General features: G+C 62.0%; 16 protein-coding genes and 2 pseudogenes. 7 read left to right on the forward strand and 11 right to left on the reverse strand.

All coding sequences use genetic code 11. The features are described 5' to 3' along the window. Window positions 1–116: 116 nt before the first annotated feature. Both aspT (HAP48_RS09740) and aspT (HAP48_RS09745) read left to right on the forward strand, forming a co-directional pair. Window positions 117–1,808 carry an aspartate-alanine antiporter gene (aspT, locus tag HAP48_RS09740; RefSeq protein WP_166213952.1) on the forward strand — a complete coding sequence of 564 codons (1,692 nt, stop codon included), beginning with the start codon at window positions 117–119 and terminating at the stop codon, window positions 1,806–1,808. A gap of 15 nt (window positions 1,809–1,823) precedes the next feature. Then, window positions 1,824–3,518, forward strand: a complete 1,695-nt coding sequence (gene aspT / locus HAP48_RS09745; RefSeq protein WP_166213951.1) for an aspartate-alanine antiporter — start codon at window positions 1,824–1,826, stop codon at window positions 3,516–3,518. A gap of 333 nt (window positions 3,519–3,851) precedes the next feature. Here aspT (HAP48_RS09745) and HAP48_RS09750 read toward each other — a convergent pair whose 3' ends face one another. The 6 genes from HAP48_RS09750 to HAP48_RS09775 form a co-directional block, all read right to left on the reverse strand. Then, window positions 3,852–5,060 (reverse strand): acyl-CoA dehydrogenase family protein, encoded by a 1,209-nt coding sequence (locus HAP48_RS09750; RefSeq protein ID WP_166213950.1) that lies wholly within the window; start codon window positions 5,058–5,060, stop codon window positions 3,852–3,854. A 28-nt stretch (window positions 5,061–5,088) separates the two neighbouring features. Continuing rightward, window positions 5,089–6,624, reverse strand: a complete 1,536-nt coding sequence (locus tag HAP48_RS09755; protein ID WP_166213949.1) for a sugar ABC transporter ATP-binding protein — start codon at window positions 6,622–6,624, stop codon at window positions 5,089–5,091. Continuing rightward, entirely contained in the window at window positions 6,621–7,742 is a 1,122-nt protein-coding gene (locus HAP48_RS09760) for an SMP-30/gluconolactonase/LRE family protein (protein WP_166213948.1), read from the reverse strand. Before HAP48_RS09760 ends, HAP48_RS09755 begins: the two co-directional genes overlap by 4 nt. After that, window positions 7,726–9,897 carry an ABC transporter permease gene (locus tag HAP48_RS09765; RefSeq protein WP_166213947.1) on the reverse strand — a complete coding sequence of 724 codons (2,172 nt, stop codon included), beginning with the start codon at window positions 9,895–9,897 and terminating at the stop codon, window positions 7,726–7,728. The genes HAP48_RS09760 and HAP48_RS09765 overlap by 17 nt, the downstream gene beginning before the upstream one ends. 72 nt (window positions 9,898–9,969) lie before the next feature. Next, window positions 9,970–10,995, reverse strand: a complete 1,026-nt coding sequence (locus HAP48_RS09770) for a sugar ABC transporter substrate-binding protein (RefSeq protein ID WP_224496990.1) — start codon at window positions 10,993–10,995, stop codon at window positions 9,970–9,972. A gap of 43 nt (window positions 10,996–11,038) precedes the next feature. After that, window positions 11,039–12,043: an ABC transporter permease gene (locus tag HAP48_RS09775; protein ID WP_224496991.1), complete on the reverse strand. Its 1,005-nt coding sequence runs from the start codon at window positions 12,041–12,043 to the stop codon at window positions 11,039–11,041. 145 nt (window positions 12,044–12,188) lie between these two features. On the opposite strand from HAP48_RS09775, the gene HAP48_RS09780 reads away from it, so the two are divergent. Both HAP48_RS09780 and HAP48_RS09785 read left to right on the forward strand, forming a co-directional pair. Next, window positions 12,189–12,905 (forward strand): GntR family transcriptional regulator, encoded by a 717-nt coding sequence (locus tag HAP48_RS09780; RefSeq protein WP_166213946.1) that lies wholly within the window; start codon window positions 12,189–12,191, stop codon window positions 12,903–12,905. Between the two features lie 48 nt (window positions 12,906–12,953). Next, on the forward strand, window positions 12,954–14,591 hold the full coding sequence (locus HAP48_RS09785) for a class I adenylate-forming enzyme family protein (RefSeq protein ID WP_166213945.1): 1,638 nt from the start codon (window positions 12,954–12,956) through the stop codon (window positions 14,589–14,591). A 485-nt stretch (window positions 14,592–15,076) separates the two neighbouring features. Here the strand turns inward: HAP48_RS09785 and HAP48_RS09790 are convergent, their stop codons facing one another. Further along, on the reverse strand, window positions 15,077–15,937 hold the full coding sequence (locus HAP48_RS09790) for an AraC family transcriptional regulator (protein WP_166213944.1): 861 nt from the start codon (window positions 15,935–15,937) through the stop codon (window positions 15,077–15,079). 38 nt (window positions 15,938–15,975) lie between these two features. Between HAP48_RS09790 and HAP48_RS09795 the strand changes: the two genes are divergently transcribed. Continuing rightward, the gene (locus HAP48_RS09795) at window positions 15,976–16,977 is read left to right on the forward strand and encodes a glycerophosphodiester phosphodiesterase family protein (RefSeq protein ID WP_420869859.1); all 1,002 of its coding nucleotides are present in this window, start codon (window positions 15,976–15,978) and stop codon (window positions 16,975–16,977) included. Between the two features lie 140 nt (window positions 16,978–17,117). Here HAP48_RS09795 and HAP48_RS49975 read toward each other — a convergent pair whose 3' ends face one another. From HAP48_RS49975 to HAP48_RS50725, 3 genes and pseudogenes are all read right to left on the reverse strand, one after another. Further along, on the reverse strand, window positions 17,118–17,243 hold the full coding sequence (locus HAP48_RS49975) for a hypothetical protein (RefSeq protein WP_275949039.1): 126 nt from the start codon (window positions 17,241–17,243) through the stop codon (window positions 17,118–17,120). Between the two features lie 650 nt (window positions 17,244–17,893). Next, window positions 17,894–18,211, reverse strand: a complete 318-nt coding sequence (locus HAP48_RS09800) for a Dabb family protein (protein ID WP_166213942.1) — start codon at window positions 18,209–18,211, stop codon at window positions 17,894–17,896. Between the two features lie 76 nt (window positions 18,212–18,287). Beyond that, a pseudogene (locus HAP48_RS50725) lies at window positions 18,288–19,121 on the reverse strand (MFS transporter); the annotation flags it as partial. Between the two features lie 14 nt (window positions 19,122–19,135). Here HAP48_RS50725 and HAP48_RS09810 point away from each other — a divergent pair. Beyond that, a pseudogene (locus tag HAP48_RS09810) lies at window positions 19,136–19,570 on the forward strand (substrate-binding domain-containing protein); the annotation flags it as partial. Between the two features lie 303 nt (window positions 19,571–19,873). On the opposite strand, the gene HAP48_RS09815 reads toward HAP48_RS09810, so the two are convergent. Beyond that, complete coding sequence (locus HAP48_RS09815; RefSeq protein WP_166213939.1) at window positions 19,874–20,524, reverse strand: TetR/AcrR family transcriptional regulator; 651 nt, start codon at window positions 20,522–20,524, stop codon at window positions 19,874–19,876. A gap of 96 nt (window positions 20,525–20,620) precedes the next feature. Between HAP48_RS09815 and HAP48_RS09820 the strand changes: the two genes are divergently transcribed. Then, the gene (locus tag HAP48_RS09820; RefSeq protein WP_210292820.1) at window positions 20,621–21,943 is read left to right on the forward strand and encodes an alpha/beta hydrolase family protein; all 1,323 of its coding nucleotides are present in this window, start codon (window positions 20,621–20,623) and stop codon (window positions 21,941–21,943) included. The last annotated feature ends 403 nt before the right edge of the window (window positions 21,944–22,346 follow it).

The raw sequence follows: 22,346 nt of genomic DNA on the forward strand, positions 1-22,346 counted from the left end.
TCTCACCAGCTGCCGCCTGATGTCGATCGGTACAGTTGCTCGCCCTTTTCGGCCCGCTGCGCGAGATCGAAGCAAGCGCATGCCGAAGCCCCAGGACAGCATGAACGGGTGACATCATGATCGATTGGTTCTTCCAGACGCTCCGCACCTATCCCGAAATCGCGATCTTCCTCTCGTTGGCCCTGGGCTACTATTTCGGATCCTTCACCTATAAGGGCCTCGGTCTCGGCGCCGTCACCGCGACGCTGGTCGCCGCGGTCATCATCGGCCAGATCGGAATCACCATTTCGGGTCCGCTCAAGCCGTTCTTCTTCCTGATGTTCCTGTTCGCCATCGGTTATGGCGTCGGACCGCAATTCGTGCGCGGCATCGCGCAGGACGGCGTTCCGCAGGCGATTTTCGCGGCCGTGGTCTGTGTGTTCTGTCTTCTCTCTGCGTATTTCGGCGCGAAGATCGCCGGCTATGACGTCGGATCGGCTATCGGGCTCTATGCCGGCTCACAGACGATCTCCGCGTCGATGGGGCTTGCAACCGACGCCGTCAATCGCCTTGGCCTGCCCGCAGACGAAGCCAAAAAGCTGCTGGATGCCATGCCGGTCGCCTATGCCGTGACCTATATTTTCGGCACGGTTGGATCGGCGATCGTGCTGGCCCTGCTCGGGCCTGCGCTGCTCGGCATCGATCTCGAGACCGCATGCAAGAAATATGAGGAAGAGCACGGCGGCAAGAAGCAGCTGGGCGGCCCGGGGACGGCCTGGCACCAGTTCGACTTGCGCGCCTACCGCGTTCGCGAGCGCGGGCCGGTCGTCGGCAAGACGGTCGAGCAGGCAGAAGCGCTGATTCCCGATCAGCGCATCTTCGTCCTCCGGCTACGGCAAGGTGGACAGATCGTGGAGGCAACCTCCGACACCGTGATTCACGCCGGCGATGTCGTCGCCGTAGCCGGCCGCCGCGATGTGCTCGTGCAGCTGATCGGCGAGCAGGCGGAGGAAGTTGACGATCGCGAGCTGCTTGCGGTGCCGATCGAGGGCGTCGATGTCTACGTGACCAGCAAGGACGTCGATGGCAAGACGCTGGAGCAACTGGCGAAAGCGCCGGGCGCTCGCGGCGTATTCCTGCGCAAGATCAGCCGGGGCGCGATCGCGACCGAGATCCCGATTCTGCCGAACACGAAGATCAACCGGGGCGACATCCTCACCCTGGTGGGCCGCACACGCGATGTCGCCGCCGCGACGACCATGCTGGGCCGGCCGGATCGCGCGACCGACATTGCCGACGTCGCATTCATCGGCGCAGCCATTGCGATCGGCGCCCTTGTCGGCGCCTTCGTCTACAAGATCGGAAGCGTGCCGCTCACTTTGTCCACCTCCGGCGGCGCGCTGATCTCCGGTCTGTTTTTTGGCTGGCTCCGATCCGTGCACCCGACGTTCGGGCGGATCCCGTCACCCACCGTGTGGTTCATGAACTCGGTCGGCCTGAACGTCTTCATTGCGGTGGTCGGCATCTCCTCGGGACCGGGATTTGTCGCCGGATTGCAAAAGCTCGGCTTCAGCCTGTTCCTCTGGGGCGTCGTCGTGACCACGGTGCCGCTGATCCTGGCGATGTTCGTCGGCAAGTACGTGTTCCGTTTCCACGACGCGATCCTGCTCGGATGCTGCTCCGGCGCACGTACGACCACCGCCTCGCTGGGCATGATCAATGATCGCGCGAAGAGCCAGATTCCCGGCCTTGGCTATACCGTCACCTACGCGGTCGGAAACACGCTGCTGACGATCTGGGGCATGGTGCTGGTGATGATGATGACATAGCCGCGGCGAGCGACGATGTTGATCTGGCTGCAGCAGTTTCTCGTCCGTTATCCGGAACTCGCACTGTTCCTGGTGATCGCGGCGGGCTACTGGATCGGAAGCTTCAGGATCGGCGCTTTCAGCCTTGGCCCGGTGACGGGCTCGCTCTTCGCCGGCCTCGCGGTCGGCGATTTCGCGCATGTGCCCGTCTCCAGCATGACCAAATCGTTCCTGTTCCTGCTGTTCCTGTTCGGGGTGGGCTATTCGGTCGGTCCGCAATTCGTGCTGGCGATGAAGCGTGAAGGGCTCAAGCCGATGCTGATGGCCATTGTCGTCAGCCTCACCGGTCTTGCGGCGGCAATCGTTGTGGGGCGCGTGCTGAAACTTGACCCCGGCCTCGCGGCCGGACTCCTGTCTGGTGCGCTCAGCCAGAGCGCTGCAATGGGTACGGCGACCGACGCAGTCAATTCGCTGCCCGTGTCTGAAGCACAACGCGCATTGTTCGTCTCGCACATCGCGGTGGCCGATGCGGTCTGCTACATCTTCGGCTATGCCGGCGTGATCACATTCTGCACGATCATTGTTCCGGCGCTGCTGAAGATCGATCTGAAGACGGAAGCGCTCAAGCTGGAGCAAACCCTGGGCATCACGCGCACCAGGCCCGGCCTGGTGTCCGCCTGGCGCAAGTTCGAGCTGCGCGCCTACCGGCTGGATGACGACGCGGCGATCGCCGGACTGACCGTTGCCGCCGCCGAAGCTCGCGTGCCCGGGCAGCGCGTGTTCATCCACCGCATTCGCCGCGGAGAGCGCATCCTCGAGGCGGAGCCTGGAATGATGCTCGCGGCGGGCGATGTCGTCGCGCTGTCCGCTCCGCGCCAGATCATCGTGGAGCTGGTCGAACCGCACGGCGAGGAGGTCGAAGACCAGGAGCTGCTCGATATCCCTCTGATCTCGGCCGACGTGTTCCTGATCAACCCGAAGCTCGCGGGCAGCAGTCTCCAGCAGGCGTCGGAACAGAGCTGGGCACGCGGCCTCTATTTGCGCGCGTTGAGCCGGGGTGGAGAGGCACTTCCCATCGCCGCCGGTATCGTCCTGCAGCGCGGCGATCTGCTTCGTATCGTTGGTCCCGAAACTGTCGTGCAGAATGCGGCGAAGAACATCGGCGTCATCGTTGCGCCAAGCACGAGCATCGATTTCGTCGTGCTGGGGCTCGCGATTTTTTTCGGCGGCCTTGTTGGCGTTCTCCTGAGCTTTTCGGTTGGCGGTGTCACGATCTCGCTGAGCACCAGCGTCGGCACCTTGCTCGCCGGACTTCTGGTCGGCTATCTCCGCACCCGTCTGCCAACTTTCGGCCGGATCCCCGACGGCGCGATCAGCCTGATGACGTCGCTCGGACTGGCGGCCTTTGTCGGCCTTACCGGGATTCATGCCGGACCGATCTTCCTTTCCGCCATACGGGAGTCGGGCATCGGCCTGCTTCTCGGCGGCATGATCGTAACCCTGCTGCCCCAGATCGTCGGCTTCTGCTTTGGCCATTTCATCTTGCGCATGAACCCGATCCTCCTGCTCGGCGCACTGACTGGCGCGCAGACGGTCACGGCGGCGATGGCTGCCATTCAGGAGCGCTCGGGTAGCTCTGTGGTGGTGCTCGGCTATACGCCCGCCTATCCGATCTCGAACATTCTGCTGACGACGTGGGGATCGGTGATGGTGGTCGTTTTCGCTGGATGAGCCGTGAGAGCCCAGCCCTCTGCGGGGGGAGACCTGCAACCACTCAAATTGCTGTTTGAGGCAGCGGCCTGAGCGAGCGGATCGGTCGGCCGATCCGTGGGCAATATGAGAAACGAAACGCAAAGACGAACATTGTTTGTGGAAATGGGCGGAGGTCGGGATAGTCCTGCGAACCCTGCGTCCGGAACGCAGTGATTGTCTTCTAAGGTGTTGATTTGTCTTGCCGTGGCAGGTCTTTGAGCCACGTGTTGCTCACGGTCGTTTCACCCAATTCGTTGCGATTTCGCGGCGCGCCTTCTGCGATAGAACGGGCGCGTCCCGGCTCAACTGCGCTCAGTTGGTGTATTTGCGCAGCTCAAGCCGCGCGATCTGGTTGCGATGGACTTCGTCGGGCCCGTCGGCAAGCCGGAGCAGCCGCGCGGTGGCGTAGGCCGCAGCGAGTCCGAAATCGTTGCTGGTGCCGCCGCCACCATGCGCCTGGATCGCCCAGTCGATCACCTGACAGGCCATGTTCGGCACCGCGACCTTGATCATGGCGATCTCGCTCTTGGCGACCTTGTTGCCAACCGTGTCCATGGCGTTCGCGGCATTCAACGTCAGCAGCCGCGCCTGCTCGATCATGATGCGGGCCTCCGCGATGCGCTCCTGTGTCACGGTCTGCTCGGAGACCGGCTTGCCGAAAGCGACACGGCTTGCGGTGCGCCGGCACATTTTCTCGAGCGTGCGTTCGGCAAGCCCGATCAGCCGCATGCAGTGGTGGATACGGCCGGGACCGAGACGGCCCTGGGCGATCTCGAAGCCGCGCCCTTCCCCCAGCAGCATGTTGCTGGCGGGCACCCGGACATCCCGGAACACCACCTCGGAGGCACGATCGGGCACGCCGTAGAAGCCGAACACCGGGAGCGGCCGCAGCACCTCTACACCCGGCGTATCCATCGGCACCAGGATCATCGACTGCTGGCGGTGTCGGTCCGGACTGTCCGGGTCGGTCTTGCCCATGAAGATGCAGATCTTGCAGCGCGGATCTGTGGCGTTGGTGGTGTACCACTTGCGGCCATTGATGACGTAATGATCACCGTCGCGCACGATCCGGCTATCAATGTTGGTGGCGTCGCTGGACGCCACCGCGGGCTCGGTCATCGCAAAGCAGGAGCGGATTTCGCCGGCGAGCAGCGGCTTCAGCCAACGCTCCTGTTGTGCGGCGGTGCCGTAGCGCGCCAGTACCTCCATGTTGCCGGTGTCCGGCGCCGAGCAGTTGAACAGTTCGGGAGCCAAATGCGATCGGCCCATGACCTCGCACAGCGGCGCATATTCGAGGTTGGTCAGTCCGGCGCCGTGCTCGCTTTCCGGAAGGAACAGGTTCCAGAGCCCCTCGGCCCTCGCCTTCGGCTTGAGCTCCTCGACCACAGGATAAACCTTCCAAGGCCCGAGCTCTTCGGCTTCCCGGTAGAAGCGCTCTTCGTTCGGATAGACGCAGCGGTCCATGAACGATTCCAGGCGGTGCTTGAGCGCCTTCACCTCGTCGGATTCCGGATAGAGCATCGTCGGGTCCCTGCCTGCTGCCGCGAATTCAGTGGATCGCAGCGTACATGATCTTCTCTTCGGTCGCCTGCGCCGTCGGTAGCTCCTCCACGATTCGCCCTCCCCGTGCCACCAGGATGCGGTCGGAGACCGTGAGAATCTCGGGCAGGTAGGAGGAAATCACGATGACTGCCTTGCCCTCGGCGGCGAGCGCCCGGATCGAGGCGTGGATTTGCGGGATCGCGCCAACATCGACGCCGCGGGTCGGCTCGTCGAAAATGATCAGCGACGGTTCCTGCGCCAGCGATTTTGCCACCACCACCTTCTGCTGGTTGCCGCCGGAATACTCGATGATCTTCAGGCTGCGCTTGAGCGCCGAGACCGACAACGCCTTGATCCAGCGGTCGGCGATCGCCTTCCGCTCCTTGAAGGAATAGAGCAGCCGGCGCCGCTTCGGCGAGGCCAGGTAGCCGAGATAGACGTTGTCGTCGACGGTCATGGTCTCGAAGAAGCCATCGAGCTTGCGGTCCTCGGTGATGTAGACGATGCCGTCGCGCACGGCTTGCCGCGGCACCCGGTAGCGTATCGGCTTGCCCCGGAGATAGATCAGTCCGCCGCGCAGGAAATTCCGCTTCCGCGCGCCGCAGATGATATGGGCAATTTCGGTGCGGCCCGATCCGACCAGTCCGGCAATGCCGACCACCTCGCCCTCATAGACCGAGAACGACATGTTCTTGACGACGCTGCCCATCGTCACGTTCTCGACCGACAGCACCCGCCGCTTCTCGCGCGGTTGACCGGCCGCGGCAGCAGAGGGCGCGGCGCCGGTCTCCACCGCGCCATATCTGCTGGCCGCGACGTCGCGACCGACCATCATCCGCACGATCGCAGGCCGGTCCAGCTCGCCCGCAGGACCGGTGTGGATCAGCTTGCCGTCGCGCAGCACGGTGATGCGGTCGGCGATCTTCAGCGCCTCCTCCAGCGCGTGCGAGATGAAGATGATCCCGACGCCCTTGGCGCGCAGGCTGTTCAGCAGGTGAAACAGATGCTGGATCTCTTCTGGCGTGAGGCTCGCGGTCGGCTCGTCAAAGATGATGACCCGCGCGTTGTGCCGCACCGCACGCGCGATCTCCACCATCTGCCGCTTCGCGGTGCCGAGCGTCTCGACCAGCGCAAGCGGATCCACATTGAAGTTCAGCGCCTGCTGCGACTGCTGGGCGGCGATGTTGATCTTCCGGTAAACCGTGAAGAACTTCTCCATTCCGAGTTCGAGATTCTGCGCCACCGTCATCGAAGGGACGAGGCTGGTCTCTTGGTAGACCATCGCGACGCCATGTCTGAGCGCCTCGCCCGGTGTCGCGAACGAGACCTTGCGGCCGCCGAGCAAATAGTCGCCGGAGGACAATTCGATCGCACCGGCGATCGCCTTGCACAGCGTCGACTTGCCCGCGCCGTTCTCGCCGAGCACGGCGTGAACCTCGCCGGCGCGCAGCTCAAAATCGACATTGTCGATCGCATGGATGCCGCCATACACCTTGCTGCCTGCGACGATGCGCAGCAGCGATCCGGTTTCGGCACCAATCATGTCAATCTCCCGGCAGTCGGGTCCGTCGCTATCTCCGCGATCTTGCCATGTCCCTTGGAAGCAACGAGGACGCGGCCGCGATCGACCAAAACCGACGTCACGCCGTGCAGTTTCCCGGAGGTGCGGCTGTGAAAGCTCTCGATCGCATTGCCGTCGGCGTCGAGCCGCGCCACCAGACCGTAGGAACGTGGCGGAGCCCATGGCTTCTGGATACCGAGCTTCTTGATGCGGCCGATCTGGGTCGGCTCACGGCAGTCGAACGTGCCGCCGAGCGAAGGACCCACCCAAAGATGCGGCGGCACGTTGGCCATCATCCGGGTTCGGAACGCATGTTCGCGCAGCACGAATTCGGTCAGCTGGGTCCGCAACGCGAAGAACGCGATCCAGTAATCATCGTTCGCGCCCCGGATGATCCGCGCGGGATAGCCGGCGAAATTCTTCACCAGCACCCGGCGGCTGCCTCCCGAAACATCATACGCACTCAACCGATGCGGCCAAGCCTCGCTCACCAGCACGCTGCGTTCGCGATGCGCCACTGCGACCCCGGAGGGCCAGTCGAGGCCATCGGCGATCACCTTCGCGTTGGCCAGTGCCGCATCGCAGGCGATCAGCCGCCCCGACGGCGTGCGCTTCTGCATCAAATCAGCGAGCCATTGCTCGGGCGTGTTGTGGCGCGACCCGTCGGTGATGAAGACCGCACCATCGCCTGTGACCGCAATGGCGGTCGGGCAACGCAGCGGCACGCCGTCGACGGTGAGCAGCCACCCTGTCACCTTGCCGGAAGCATCTACCGCACAGACGCCGCGGCCGGATACGCCAACCAGGAGGCCCGTGTGCACCGACCACGCCAGCGCGCCGGGATTCGTGCCGAAGCCGACAAACGGCGTGCGGCTGTCGAAGCCGTTGCCGGTGCAGGCGAACACGGTCGTCCCGGAAGAGACAAATAGCGTGCCGCGGTCATCGAGCACCATGTCGTCCGGCGCTTCGAACCCCTCCCCGATCTGGCGCGCCCGGTCGAGCAGTTCGTTCGGCGAGAATCCGCCATCGAGCACGGGGATCGCATGGACGTCGCGATCGGGGAAGAAGATGCGGTCGACGATGTCACGCGCTAACGACATGATCCGTCCTCGGTACGATCAATTGCGGCTTGGCGCGCGCCCTCCTGTCCTTGGCCCAGTACGAATCCCAACCGGTCCAGTTCGGGTCGGCATCGGACAGATGAATGCGGCCGATCCGATTGTTCTCAAGCCCTCCGATATAGAGATAGCCCTTGTGCTCGCGCATCGACGTGATGGTCGCATGAGATACTCCGCCCGGATCCCACAGCGACTCCTGCACCTTGCCGTTGTCGTCGAACTTCACCACGCAGCCGAAATTGATCCCGGGGCACAGCCATTCGTCGGGTGGAATCTGCTTCACCATCCGCTTGCGGAAGGCGGGGTCCGCCATCGCAAGGTCGTAGACCGGCGACCGCAGGCCGACCAGGGCGAGCCAGTACTTGCCGTCGGAGGCGCGGTTGATGTTATCAGGATAGCCCGGCAGGTTGTCCGCGAGCAACTCGAGCGTGCCGGCTTTCTCTCCGGCGATCCAGTAACGATAGATACGGCAGAGCCAGGTGCTGACCCACAGCACCGCCCGGCCGTCATGCGAGACGCAAATGCCGTTCGGGAACGCGAGATTGGACAGCACCGTCTCGGTCTTTCCCGTTGCCGGATCGTGACAGACCAGCCGGCCATTGCCGCGCCCCTCGAAGCCGTCCAGCGCCCAATCGGACAGGTCGTATCGCGTCGTGGCGTCGCTGAAATAGATCTTGCCGTCAGGCGCGACGTCGAGATCGTCGGCCAGCCACAGCCGCGAGTCGTCCTTGAAGCGGTACCAGGTGCGGTTGGTCTCGTCGGTGACCTTGAACACCGTGCGGTCCGGCTTGACGCCATAGACGCCCATGCCGGCGACGCAGACCAGGATGTTTTCGTCGCGATCGAGCGCCATGCCGAGTGGCCTGCCCCCGATCCGGGCGAATTCCTCGCGATGCTCGTAGTCCGGCGCACGAAAGCGGATAATCGAACCGTTGCGGTTGACGGTGTAGAGATGATCGTTGCGGTCGAGGATGATGTCCTCGGGTCCCTCGATGCGATCGAGCGCAATCGCCTCCGCATTCTTGAGCCGGTCGTTCTCGGCGAAGGCGGTGCCGCTGCCGCGCTCGATCGACGGCGGCGTGCCGAACTCGACAAGACTTGGGCTGACATAGATCTTTTGCAGGATCTTGCTCTTGTTCTTGACGAACTTGACGTTGAAGGCGACGGCCGCCAGCAGGATGGCGCCGATCGCGGCAGTCGTCAGGCTGCCGTGGGTACCAAGCTGCACCAGCCCGTTGATCAACAGGAAGATGATCGCCGCGCCCATCAGCGCGCGGCTGATGGTGCCGCGTCCACCGCTAAGGCTGATGCCGCCGAGCACGGCGGCGGCAAGCGCGTTCACTTCCCAGCCGACGCCGGTATCGGTGCCGGCACTGTTCTGCCGGGCGGCGTAAAGAATGCCGGCCAGCGATGCCAGCAATCCCGACAGCACGTAGGCCAGGAACAGCGAACGCTTGACATTGATGCCGGCGTGTCGCGCCGCCTTGCGGCTCGAGCCGACGGCCATGATGTGTACGCCGGAGCGAATCCGCGTCAGATAAAGATGCGCGATGACGCCGATCACGATCAGGCAGAACATGTTGACGGGAATGCCGAGCACGAAGCCGGCCCCGAGAAAGTCCCAGGCGGTGCTATCGGATGACGCCCCGGCAAGCTCGGTCGCGAACGCGCCGGTGATCTTGTTGTAGGCCGCGCGGGTGACGATCAGAACCACCATCGTCGTCAGGAACGGCCGCGTCTTGGCGTAGGCGATCAGCCCGCCGTTGATGGCACCGATCAGCGCCCCCCAGCCGAGCACGGCGAGGATGGTCAGCGGCAGGGGCCACTCCAGCACCTGGAGGAAATACAGCGTGAGGAAATCGGCCATCGCGAACACGGCACCGACCGACAGGTCGATACCGCCGGACAGGATCGAGATCGCCATTGCCATCGCGACAAAGGCCTGCTCCGGGAAGCTGCGCATCAGCTGCTGCAACTGCGGCAGCGACGTGTAGCCCGGGATTGTCAGGATGAAGACGACAAAGACCAGGATCAGCAACGTGAACGGAACGATCGGCTCCATCCATCGCTTTTCGAGCAGTTCACCGAGCAGAAGCTGCGGCGAGTAACGATACCAGAGACGTCGCAACGCGTTCATCGCCATTCACTCGTCAATCCCGGACGCTCGCCTCGATGCGAGCGTCCGCACCAATCCTGTTCTCGAAATCGATTATTCTTTCGGCACCACGAAGCAGTAGTGCCGATCGTCCTTGCCCGAGACCCAATAGTTGGTGGTGTAGTAGGCAAGCTGCGTCGTTCCGGCGGGCCGGCTGTCCTGCAGCAAGGTCAGCACGGCGTTGACGATGGCCTCGCCCTGGGTGTCGGCGCGATACGACAGATTCTTGGTGAAGAGCCCCTGCTCCACCATGTCGCAGTCGGCCGGTTGCCCGTCGCTCGCGACGAAGATCTTCACTTGCCCTTGCTTGCCGGCATTCTTGACGACCTGGGCCGCACCCGCGGTTTGCGGGCCCCAGACGCTGAAGATGCCGCAGAGGTCGGGGTTCTGTTGCAGCACGTTGGTCGTGACGTCGGCGGCCTTGTTGGCATCCCAATTGGTCGGTTGCGAGGAGACGACCTTGATCGACTTGTCGCCGTTGAAGATTTCCGTCGCGGCCTTCGTCATGTCGAGCGAATAGGCAGCTGTCGCCTCGCCCTGCAGGATCGCCACCTTGCCGGAGCCTTTGCCGCCGCCGCAGGTCTTGACCACCTCCTCCGCCAGCACCCGGCCGAGCTTGGGAACGTCGGCACCGACATAGGCATCGGTGAGCTGATTGGAGGCCATGTTGACCTGGATCACCTTGATGCCGCTGTCCATCGCGCGCTTCAATTCGCGCGCCAGCAGCGTCGTTGTCGGGTTCTGGACCACCAGGATGTCGGGCTTTTCGTTGATCAGCGAGCTCACCGCCTGCAGCTGCACGTCCGATTTGAAGTTTGGATCGCGAACGATCAGCTTGATGCCGTAATCGTCGAAATGCGCTTTCATCACCCGCGTCCATTCCGACTCGAGCACACCGAGCCAGACCGGCACCCACGCGACGGTCTTGCCCTTCACCGCGGTCTGGAATTTCTGAAACAGCTCGGCGCGCGGATCGGCGGCACGGGCCGTATCAATTGAGCCCAAGGCGATCGCAGCGATCGCCGCGCTCGCGAGACCGGCGGACATCCACTTCAGACCGACACCTCGAATGACAGACATGTCTTCCTCCCTGTATCTGTGTTGCTCGTTACTCGTTGATCGATCAGTCGCCCTGCTTGGCGGTTTCCTCGTCGCGGGGATGGATGTAGCTGTCGAGCGCGATGGCGAGCAAAAGCACGCCGCCCTTGATCATGTCCTGGGTCTGGATATCGAGGTTCATGATCGTCATCGCGTTCAGCAGCACGCCGATCAGCACCGTCCCGGCGATCACGCTGACGACGTTGCCGCGACCGCCGACGAGGCTGACGCCGCCGAGGACGACGACCAGGATGACGTCGAAGATCATCGTCGATTCCGCGACCTGCAGATGCATCAACGAGGTCGACCCGACCATGATCACGCCACCGACGTAGCCGATCCCCGAGCAGATCGCGTATTCGAGCATCGTCAACGGCCGCGTCGCCATGCCGGACAGCCGAGCCGCCTGCGCATTGTCGCCGTGCGCGTAGATGAATCGCCCGAGCACAGTGCGCGACAGGAACAGATGCAGCGCCAGCGCGCAGATCGCGAACGCGATGACCGGCACCGGCAAACCGCCGGCGACGGTGCCGCCAAGCTTCAGCAACCAATCATGCCCGGGCTGCAGGAAGACCTGATAATGCGGCACCACCAGCGCCCGCGTGACGCCGAGCACGAGCAGACCCGAGGCCAGCGTCGTGAACAGTGCCGGGATCTCGACCACCGACACCAGGAAGCCGTTGGCGGCGCCGATCGCGATCGACAGCACAAGGCCGAGCCCGATCGCCGGAAACGCCGGCCAGCCGCTATTGATCAGCGTGACGGCGATCGCGGCCGAACAGGCCAGCGTGGCGATCTGCGACAGGTCGATGCCGCGGCCGATCACGACCACGGCCATGCCGAGGGCCAGGATTCCCAGGATCGAGATGTTGCGGGCGAGCGTGAACAGGTTTCCAAGCGTCACGAATCCCGGAAGCGCCGCGCTCAGCACGACAAACAACAAGACCGTGACGCCGAGGACGATGATCGCCTGGCTTGGCTTGTACCTGGCGCGTTGCTGCTGGCCACCGGCCGCAATCTCGCTCGACACGTCGCTCTCCCCTCGCGCTCAAGCCGTCCGGTAGTGCGGTGCGACTCGCCTGCTGCGTGAGCCGAGGGCTCCCGGCAACGCAAACACGAATAAGTTGTTTGTTGTATCTTATTTGTTATAACAACCTAAACAGAGGTTCCACGGCATGTCAACAATCTCGTCGCTGCGCCCTGACCCGGCCCTTTCGGACGGCACATCGAGTCCGTTCGGCGGTCAGATCGTAAAGGAGAGCGTCGGCCAGCAGGCTTATGGCGCGATCCGCAATTCACTGATGCGAAGCCGCCTGAAGCCCGGCCAGAAGCTGGTCGCGCGGCAGGTTGCCGACGAGCTCGGCATCAGCGTCACGCCGGTCCGCGAATCGCTGCTCCGCCTTGTCTCCGAACATGCGCTGACGCTCGATGAACGCGGCACCGTCGTGGTGCCGGTCCTCAGCCTCGAACAATGCATCGAGATCAGGGATCTGCGCATGTTGCTTGAGGGCGAAGGCGCGGCGCGCGCCGCGAAACTCGTGACCGACGCCGATATCGACGAGCTTCAGTCGGTCCACAATCGCTACGTGGAAACGGAGACCGAGCAGAATTTTTCGGCGGCACTTGCCGAGAACGAAAACTTTCACTTCGGCGTTTGTCGGCTGGCGCGATCGCCTGCACTGTTCGGAGTGGTCGAGAATCTCTGGATGCAGTTCGGCCCGACCCTCTCCTATCTTTACGACTCGCAGTCCCGGCCGTTCCACGGCCAGAAGCACGGTCACGTCCGCATCATGGAAGCCTTGCGCAAGCGCGATCCCGAGCTCGCACGCAAGGCCATGAGCCAGGACATCCTGATCGGCGGCAAGACGCTGCTCGAAAAGCTGAAGACCTGAGTCCGCGATCCGCACGCATCACCGAACCAGCCGGACCAGGATCTCGACATGCAACACAGTGTTTGGGCGGATGACGGCCTCGGCGGCGCACTGCGCGCCGAAGTGCACTACGACGGCCGTCAAATGATGTGCTTTTCCGAGCGGCCTGCCACGCTCGTGGAGATGTTCGACGGCCTGGTGCGTCGCTTCCCGCAACGCCCGGCAATCGTCGAGGATCGCACCATCAGCTATCTCGAGCTGGACCGGCTTGTCACGGCGATCAGCGGGAATCTGGCGGCGCTCGGCGTCGCGCGCGGCGACCGCGTCGCGCTGTTCCTGGGCAATTGCTGGGAGTTCCTGGCCTGCGTGATCGCGTGCAACCGGATCGGCGCCATCGTGGTGCCGATCGGCACGCGCCAGCGGCAAGCCGAACTGACCTTCCTGCTCAATGACAGCGATGCCAAGGCGCTGGTCTTCGAAAGCGATCTCGCCGGCGCCGTTCCCCCGCGGCAAGATGTCCCCTCGCTTGTGCACCGATTTGCCGTCGGCGTGGTCGCCCCCGATGCAAAGCCGTTTGCCGATCTGCTTGCGGCGCCCGCGCCGGCAGTGCGGGCACCTGAGCTGTCCGAGGAAGACGTCGCCGTCATCCTGTACACCTCGGGCACCACGGGCCGGCCGAAGGGCGCCCAGCTCACCCATCTCGGCATCATTCACTCCGCGCTCAGTTTCGCCCGCTGCCACGGTTTGAGCGCGACAGACCGTGCGCTGGTGGCCGTTCCGCTGTCGCACGTCACGGGGCTGGTCGGCGTCGCGCTCTCGTCGATGATCGTCGGCGGTTGCGTGGTGCTGATGCGGCAGGCGTTCAAGACGGCGGATTTCCTCGCGCTCGCAAGCCGCGAAGGGATCACCTACTCGATCCTTGTTCCGACGATCTATACGCTCTGCGTGATGTCATCGGAGCTCGAGGCCTACGACCTGTCCGCCTGGCGGATCGGCTGTTTCGGCGGAGCACCGATGCCCATAGCAACGATCGAGATGCTGGCGGAGAAGTTGCCGCATTTGCAGCTTCTCAACGCCTACGGCGCCACCGAGACGACGTCGCCTTCAACCATCATGCCGCGCGCGCAGTGGCGCCATCACATCGACAGTGTCGGGATCACCGTTCCATGCGGTCAGATCAAGGTGGTGGACGACGACGGCCGCGAGGTTCCGCGCGGCACGCCAGGCGAACTCTGGATCGCCGGCCCGATGGTGGTCCCCGGATATTGGCGACGTCCCGACGCCAACGAAAGCGAATTCGTCGACGGCTTCTGGCGCTCAGGCGACATCGGCGCGATGGACACCGACGGATTCGTCCGCGTGTTCGATCGCAAGAAGGACATGATCAACCGCGGCGGGTTCAAGGTGTTCAGCGCCGAGGTCGAGAACGTGCTGTGCAGTCTCGACGGCGTGCTGGAATGCGCCATCGTCGGCCGTGCCGACCCCGTGCTTGGGGAACGCGTGCACGCGGTCGTCGTCATCGCCGAGGGCAGCGCGCTTGCGGAGGTGACCGTCAAAAAATTCTGCGCGGAACGGCTGTCGGACTACAAGGTGCCGGAGACGATCACGTTGCGCACGCTACCGCTGCCGCGCAATGCAAACGGAAAGATATTGAAGTCCGAATTACGCGAGAACAAGACCACGACACTGTCACGATTACCCCGCTAAAAGCTAACGTCTCGCGAACGAGATCGGAACAAATATGTGAAAGCACGCAAAATTGTACGTCGGATGGCCCGTTGATCGCGATAGCCATCATCTGGAAACCCTTCTTGCCGGAGTTGACCCAACTCGCGACGCGGCGCTTCGATAGTCCACCGTTGGTACGAGATCGATCGCCGATGATGGTCCGCACCTAGGGTCAAAATACCGGAGGTGCAACCACCGATACGACACTCAGTTGCAATTGCGATTTGAAAAGAATGGATAGTATCTTCAGCACGGCTCCTCTGTGTAGCAGGCTTTGGTGGAGTCATGCGTTCTGGGAAGTTAATCCGAGCACTACCTAGTCGTACATTGCTGGCACATTGATTTTCCGATTCTCTTCCCGAGCCGATAAGGGAAGCGGGAGAATTCGAATGCCTATTGATGCGCCGTACGGTCTTTACCCTGGATCTCTGCGATAGATGACAACACGTGCTGCTTCTCGCCCGTCAACTCTTCTGACGGTCTCTATATTGCGCGGGCGCGCAGCCAAAGAGCCGGCGGAAATCGCCGGCCAGATGTGCCTGGTCGAAATATCCGAGATCGGAGGCCAACGCGGCAAGCGGAATCTCGTCGCTCCGCGCAAGGAGATATTGCGCCTCCTGAAGTCGGTAGCGTCGAATGGTCCACTTTGGTGATACCCCAACGTACTCGCAGAACAGCCTCTGCAGGGTCCTGAGGCTCATGCCGAACGCGCCTGCCAGCGCCTCCGCCCGCCGTGGACCACCATCGTGCCGAATCGTCGCGATTATCGAGGAGATCAGTTCCACCGTCCTGTCAGGAGCGGGAAGCCGAGGTTCGAGCACGGCTTCAGCCGCGCGGATCATCGCTTCGTGGCACTCACAACCGAGAATGGCAGCCTCAAGCGTGGCGTCGTCCTGACCCGTGACAATCGCAGCGGAGACCCTCCGCCCTGTCAGGGCTGCAACCGGTCCCGTTAGAAATGGCCGGAGACCACCCGCGCGAAATCTGAGCCCGAATGCTCGTCCGCGGCCGTCCAGTCTGCGCGCCTCCACGCCCCGGACGACTCCGAACAACGCGGTCTCCCGTGGCGACACAACGAGGTGCGCGTGCGGAGACGGCAGCACGCATTGTTCCTGGGGCTCCTGGCCCGTCAGATTCCACTCGATGACCCAATGATGGTCGAGGAACGCCGAGAACCGCTCGGACACAGGATAGCGCCAGACCTGGATGCGCTTAGCGGAGTCGCGAGGATTCAGCACCCCTCTCGGCAGCGCGGGCTGATCCGATAAGTGCTGTCGTGTTTTTCCAAGCCTGGATTCTCCGGATGCCCTAGTTACCTGTTTCAAGTGATCCGTCCTCTGCACCTGGAAATGGATGGCCTCGATTGATGAGCAAATTGTGGAAACCGATCGGTTTGGCCGCACTGGCGTGCGCTGTTTTCATGCTCCTTAACAACACGAGCCTTTTCCTTGAACACGCTTCGGAAAAGCCGGTGCTGCTGGCGCATCGCGGAGTATCCCAGCAGTTCGATCGAACGAATTTGAAGAATGACACCTGTACCGCTGAGCGGATGCTTCCTCCCACACATTCCTATCTCGAAAATACGATAGCCTCGATGCGAGCGAGCTTCGAGGCCGGCGCGGACGTGGTCGAACTTGATGTACACCCGACTCGAGACGGTCAGTTCGCGGTTTTCCACGATTGGACCCTCGACTGCCGCACCGATGGCCAGGGTGTGACGCGTGAGCACGCGATGGAGGAGTTGCGACGGCTCGACGTCGGCTATGGCTATACCGCTGACGGCGGAAAGACCTTCCCCTTTCGGGGAAAGGGGATCGGTCTCATGCCCTCTCTCGCAGACGTGCTAACGATCTTTCCGGAGAAGACCTTTCTCATCAACATCAAGAGTAACGACCCCGCCGAAGGGCATCTGCTCGCCGCAGCATTGCGAAAGGCATCTCCGTCGCAACTCGAGCGGCTCATGGTCTATGGTGGTGATGCACCGATCGCGACGCTGAGAAGCGAGTTGCCAAATCTGGAGACCATGTCACGCGGCACCCTGAAGGCCTGCCTGATTTCCTATATCGGCTATGGTTGGACGGGGATCGTACCGGACGCGTGCAAACATACGATCATCTTCGCTCCAATCAACATTGCGCCCTGGCTCTGGGGATGGCCCGACCGCTTTCTTCGGCGCATGAGTGATGCGGGAAGCAGCGTCTTTGCCATCGGCCCCTATCTCGGCGGCGAGTTTTCCACAGGCATAGACACGCCTCAGGACGTTCGTCAATTGCCGGAAGGTTTCACGGGCGGGGTGATGACGAATGAAATCGAGACCATTGATCCGCTTCTGAGGAGGCCGATTGGAGGCAATCGTGCAAGATGATCCGTTGCATGACGTTTCAATCATGAAGCGGCTCGTCGTAAATAGTCGTCGCCGAGATTTTGCGAGGCCGCCGGATCGTACATCTTCTGGCGCGTCGACCGCAACGTCCACCAAACTCGCCGTCGGTTGTCGAAGTCCATTCAAGCAGAGATCGACGAGATAAACTGATCGAAGATAGCGATGCTCGCCGAGAGCGCATCTGTTTCGGACAGATCCCAGCTTGGAAATTGACCATCGACATACATGCGAGCCAGGCCGTAAGCCAAGGCTCCTCCGCCCGTCGAATGACGCGCTGGGTCTCCTGGATGCCGCAGTTGACGCCTGCTGTTTCTGCAACACCGTAACATTCGAGTGACTAATCCAAATCGGAGTATGGCCCGATTTGTGTCTGAAAGAAGCAAGCTTGCGGAGGCGGGACCGTAAAGACTTCTGCGCGGAACGATTATCAGACTACAAGGTGCCCAAAACGGTCACGTTGCGGACGCTGCCCCTCCCGCGCAATGCAAACGGAAAGGCCCTGTAGGTCGCACTTCGCGAAAAAAGGGCCACCACCAGAGATCCGGCAGTGGCCCAGCCAGTCCAGGGAGAAATAGCAGACAATCCGGTCTGCCAGCGGATACCGGAAGCTTAATGAGACACGGCCGATCGAACTGCTTCGGCCAAGGGTGAAAGGTGCATGTGGGTCCAACGAGGGGCTGTCGAAGCGAGATGGTACAGCTTGCACCTGAGCGCCCGTCTGGTCATGGTCGCCGTCAGATACGACTTGCCGATTTTTGGAGACGCCCTCCGATTTGAAATCGTTCGCTCGGACATCCTTTCGTCCATCTCCATTTCGACATAACTTCTCATCCGTTGCCAACTACACGTGGCAGGCACTCTGCAGAGTCATCCAATTGGCACGAACGCCAAATTCGACTCAGGTCGTCGTCAACGTCGAGTCGCAAGGCGCTGAGGTGTTGTAGTCGGCCGCAAACCGGAGTTCGCGAAGTTGCCGTACCCGCTTGATCGATTCCTGGTACAGAGGGTGGGCTTTGTAAGCTGCGAGTTCCGTCACGCTGTCGAACTCCCCGTAAACAACGACGTCGATGTCGTTGCCGAACTGATCAGTCTTTACATTGCGAGCGACCTCAAGCCGGCGCGCATGCGGAATAGCGGTCAGGATCGAGAGACCATCCATCATTTGCTCGATGTCGGCCTTGTCTTTGGCGGTAAACAGGACAATGTGACGGATCATGGCTCGCCTTGGAGATATGATGCTGGTCGACGAGACAATTGACCTCTTCGGCGTCCGCATCTCAGTGTTGCGCCCGTCAAGCGGCCGCCTCCCGCGCGACGGTCGCGGTACCCTCCGTGCGACTTCGATCCTTCATAAGCAAAAGCGTTGCGGCCCCCAGGGCCGGGATGATCGCCAACTGGATCATGGCCGCATTGCCCCAGCCAAGGGAGTTGACGAGGGTTCCAAACACGTATCCAGAGAACGAGGCGGGTAGATACACGGCGGTGACATAAATGCCGGAAGCCTTAGCGATATGCATCGCAGGCACGCTTCGCTGCATTAGTGAAGACGTATTGGCGATGAACGTGCCGCCGAAAAGTCCAACCAGAAAGCTCAGAATGGCATGATGCAGTCCGGTCGCGTCGCCGCTGTTGAAGGCAAGGTACCCCAGAACCGAGCCGCCAAGCAGGGCGATCAGAACGATCCATTTTTGGCGCATTCTGTCGCCAAAATAGCTGATCGGCACGGCCGCGATCACACCCAAACCGAACATGCTCATGATGAATCCTATTGAGCTCGGAGGGAGGTGAAGCATTCTTCCGAGGAATGTCGGGTACATACTCAAGAAGGCATACTGAGAGAATCCAAAGGTGACGGCCGCGATAACCACCACAACAAGATTCCGGTTCCATACCCCTTCGGGCAGCGCGTCAGCACGCGCCTTCTCGCTGAGTCCTTCGTGGTGCTCTGTGAAATTCTTCGACACGAATGCTATCATGGCCACAAAGACTAGACCCACGAGACCAAACACAATCAACGGAACTCTCCAATCGTGTGTCTCAAGCAGCCTTCCGGCGACCAGTGGACCTATGAAATTTCCCACACCGAACAACGCACTTAAGAGTGCGAACATGAACGCTCTCTGTTTGGGAAAGTAATGGCACCCGCGGCGCCGCGCGGCGCGCCGGCTATCTTATGGCTATGAGCCAGCTTGGACTGAAGCCCCGCCTAGCCGCGACGACAAAGCCGCCAGCCACGATGTCCGACGGCGCCGCGGGGCTCAGCACGATTCTATCGCAATGGCCAGACAGCGACTTGGTCATCTGTGTGTCCGATCCCCTCGCCTTCGGCGTGATCATGACGTGTCGGACCCGAGGAATTGCGGTGCCGTCGATGCTCGCCGTGGCCGGCTTCGGCGATTTTGAAGTCGCCCGCATATCCGACCCAAGCATCACCACCGTGAGTATCGATGCTCAGCAGATCGGACGGTGCACCGCTCAAGCTGTTCTGAGCGCAGTTTTGCAACCACAACCGCCAAAGAAAAGCCGCCGCAGCGCGGTCATTCCGTTTCGGATCACGATGCGCGAGAGCGCCTGAGGGCAGGCTCTGATGTACACCTCGCCACAAATACGGCCGGCACGCGGATCCGATAGCTTCAAATTGCGGAGGCGCAACCACCGATACCGACATTCGGTTCAAGTGGCGAAGAGCCCTATCCGCTACGAGCCCTCGCAGGTGGGAAGCACAGCGGCGATCGCCGGCTTCATGCATGGTGGACTCTTCAGCATCGCATGCTAATCGACTGAGGAATTGCAGAGTGAACCGACTGCCGCGCAAGCGGTCGCGCTGCATCCGGCGTGCGTGCGCAACGAGTTCGTCATGTTCTTCCGCGTGCGGCCGCTACCGGCTCTTGCGCGCCACCGCTGAGACTTGAAACGGGCGGAGCAGGTGGTCGATCATCTCGTTGGTTGGCCACTCCTCGATCGGCTCATCGCTCACCAGAAGACGGAAGTACAGCGGGGCAATCAAGGTTTCGAGAAAGACGATTGGGTTGGCCTGGCGCGGAAATTCGCCGCGACTTACCGCGCGATCGAATATGGCGCGCGCCAGATCAAACCTCTGTCGCCAATAGGCACGCCGGGCAGCGACGGAATTTGGATCACGTGCGACTGTAAGCGCCAGCATGGCGCGACCTTGCGGGGACGTCAGCATGTCGGCGAGGCTGCGCACCAGCCCAACCAGGTCCGACCGCAAAGAGCCGGTATCGGGAATTGGCAGTGCGGCCTCGGCGAAGTGGAGACATGCATCGACGGCAAGTGCAGTTCTGGTGCCCCACCGGCGGTAGATTGATGTTTCATGGACGCTGGCACGCGCCGCGACGTCAGCAATCGTGAAGTCGTCATATCCCTTTTGCGTCAGAACCGCGAATGCCGCCTGCAACACCGAAGCGCGGACACGCGCACTGCGACCACCTGGTCGAATCTGGCGCTTGGCACGTGCCGGAGTGGCACCGATCGGACGAAGGGTCTTGCGCGGTCGGTTGGAAGCCATCGTGTTGGAGCCCTTAATGCAAAAATACTTGCATTAGAACGCGGTGCGAGTAAAGTGCACAAACGCAATTTTGATTGCGTTAGTTGGAAGGTGTACATGTTCGGGAAGTGGGCGATTGTCGCCGTCTTAGCGGCGCTTGCAGTGATCATCGCTGCGTATGCGGTCTTCAGGGATCGCGATGTCGGGCATGACCGGTTCTTCGCCGATCAAACCTACCACTTTCAGACGCTGCGAGCGTTGACCGATATTGCGGCTGACGGCGCCGATACGTCCGAGGTCCTCGAAACGATCAAGCACATCCGCTCGGGCGACGCTCAGGGATGGTTTCGAGCCTGGTCGCAGACGGGCGACCGGGTCGCGAGCTTGGCAAATGCAACGATCGACCGCATCGCCAAGGGACGCGCGTTGCTCCGCGCACATAATTATTACCGCACGGCAGAATTCTTCCTTCCGCCAGATGACCCCAAGCGTCCGGTGTCGGCGGAAAAGAACGTACGGTCCTTCTACGCAGGGCTTGACGCGCTCGGCGTTGCCTATCAGCGCATCGAGGTGCCCTACGAGACGGGCCACCACCTGGAAGCCGTCTACTATCCGGCTGACCAAGTCGATTCCGGGAAGCCCCTCATCGTTCTTGGCGGGGGCTTCGATTCAACCCTCGAGGAGCTCTACTTTGTGCTGGTCAAGGATGCCCACGATCATGGTTATGGGGTCCTGACCTACGATGGACCCGGACAAGGATCGGTGCTGCGCGACCAGGGGCTGACCTTCACCCATGAATGGGAGAAGCCTGCTGGCGCGGTCATCGACGCGTTTCTCGCCGACCACGCTCGGCCGGGAAGAATCGTGCTGGTCGGAATGAGCATGGGCGGCTATCTGGCGCCGCGTGCGGCAGCCTTCGACGATCGCTTCGACGGTGTCGTCGCCTATGATGTTTTCTTTGATTTCGGAACGATTGCGCGACGTTACGTGCCCTCGGCTGCGTTTTGGCTACAGGAGCACGGACTTGCTATCGTCGTCGACGCAATGGTACGCGCCAAGGCGGCGCTGTCACCGAGTTTTGCCTGGGCCGCCAGCAACGGCATGTGGACGCTCGGCACCAAACGTCCGCTTGAAACGGTCGCGGCGTTGCAAAAATATTCACTCGATGGCGTCGCGCAGCGGATCAAAGGCGATGTGCTCATTCTGGCGGGCGCCGAGGATCATTTCGTGCCGGTTGAGCAGGTCGCGCGCTTTGAAAAATCGCTCACCTCGGCCCGGAGCGTGACGACGAGAATTTACGATCGGCCGTCCGGCGCGCCGAACATTGCCAACTTGGAGCGCAGGCCCTATGGCATGCCGACTTCTTCGACTGGATGGCGGAAAGATTCGGCAGCACGCCAGCCCCAACACGATGAGCGGTCCTCGGCGGAACGTCCTTGACCAGCCGGACACAGTCTGTCCGACAACCAGGCTCGGCAAGCTCGGAACGCCCTTTGCGCCGTAAGCGGCGCCCGCGCCTGCTGCGTTTCAGCGGCCGCAGAGCATCATCATGGCGTCTGCGCCTCGTCGGTTAGAGCCCTGCAGCACAAGCGCTCCCGCTTGGTCGAAATCGACGTGCGGTGGCACGCGCATGAGCGCTCGGTCGGGACGGCCGTGAATTCTCCGCGCTGTACGAAGTGCGACGGCTAGGGTCGGTTGCCGCTCGCCAACTGAGTTGCAGAGGAAATCCCTGCAAGACCGCCGCAGATGAGAATTTCTGTCAGGCGGGCAGGATTGCCAATGCACGCGCCAGACTGGACGGAGGCATATGCTTTGCTGCCGTAAAGAGGGAAAGCAACGCCAG

It is taken from the genome of Bradyrhizobium septentrionale (genome assembly GCF_011516645.4).
GTDB lineage: Bacteria > Pseudomonadota > Alphaproteobacteria > Rhizobiales > Xanthobacteraceae > Bradyrhizobium > Bradyrhizobium septentrionale.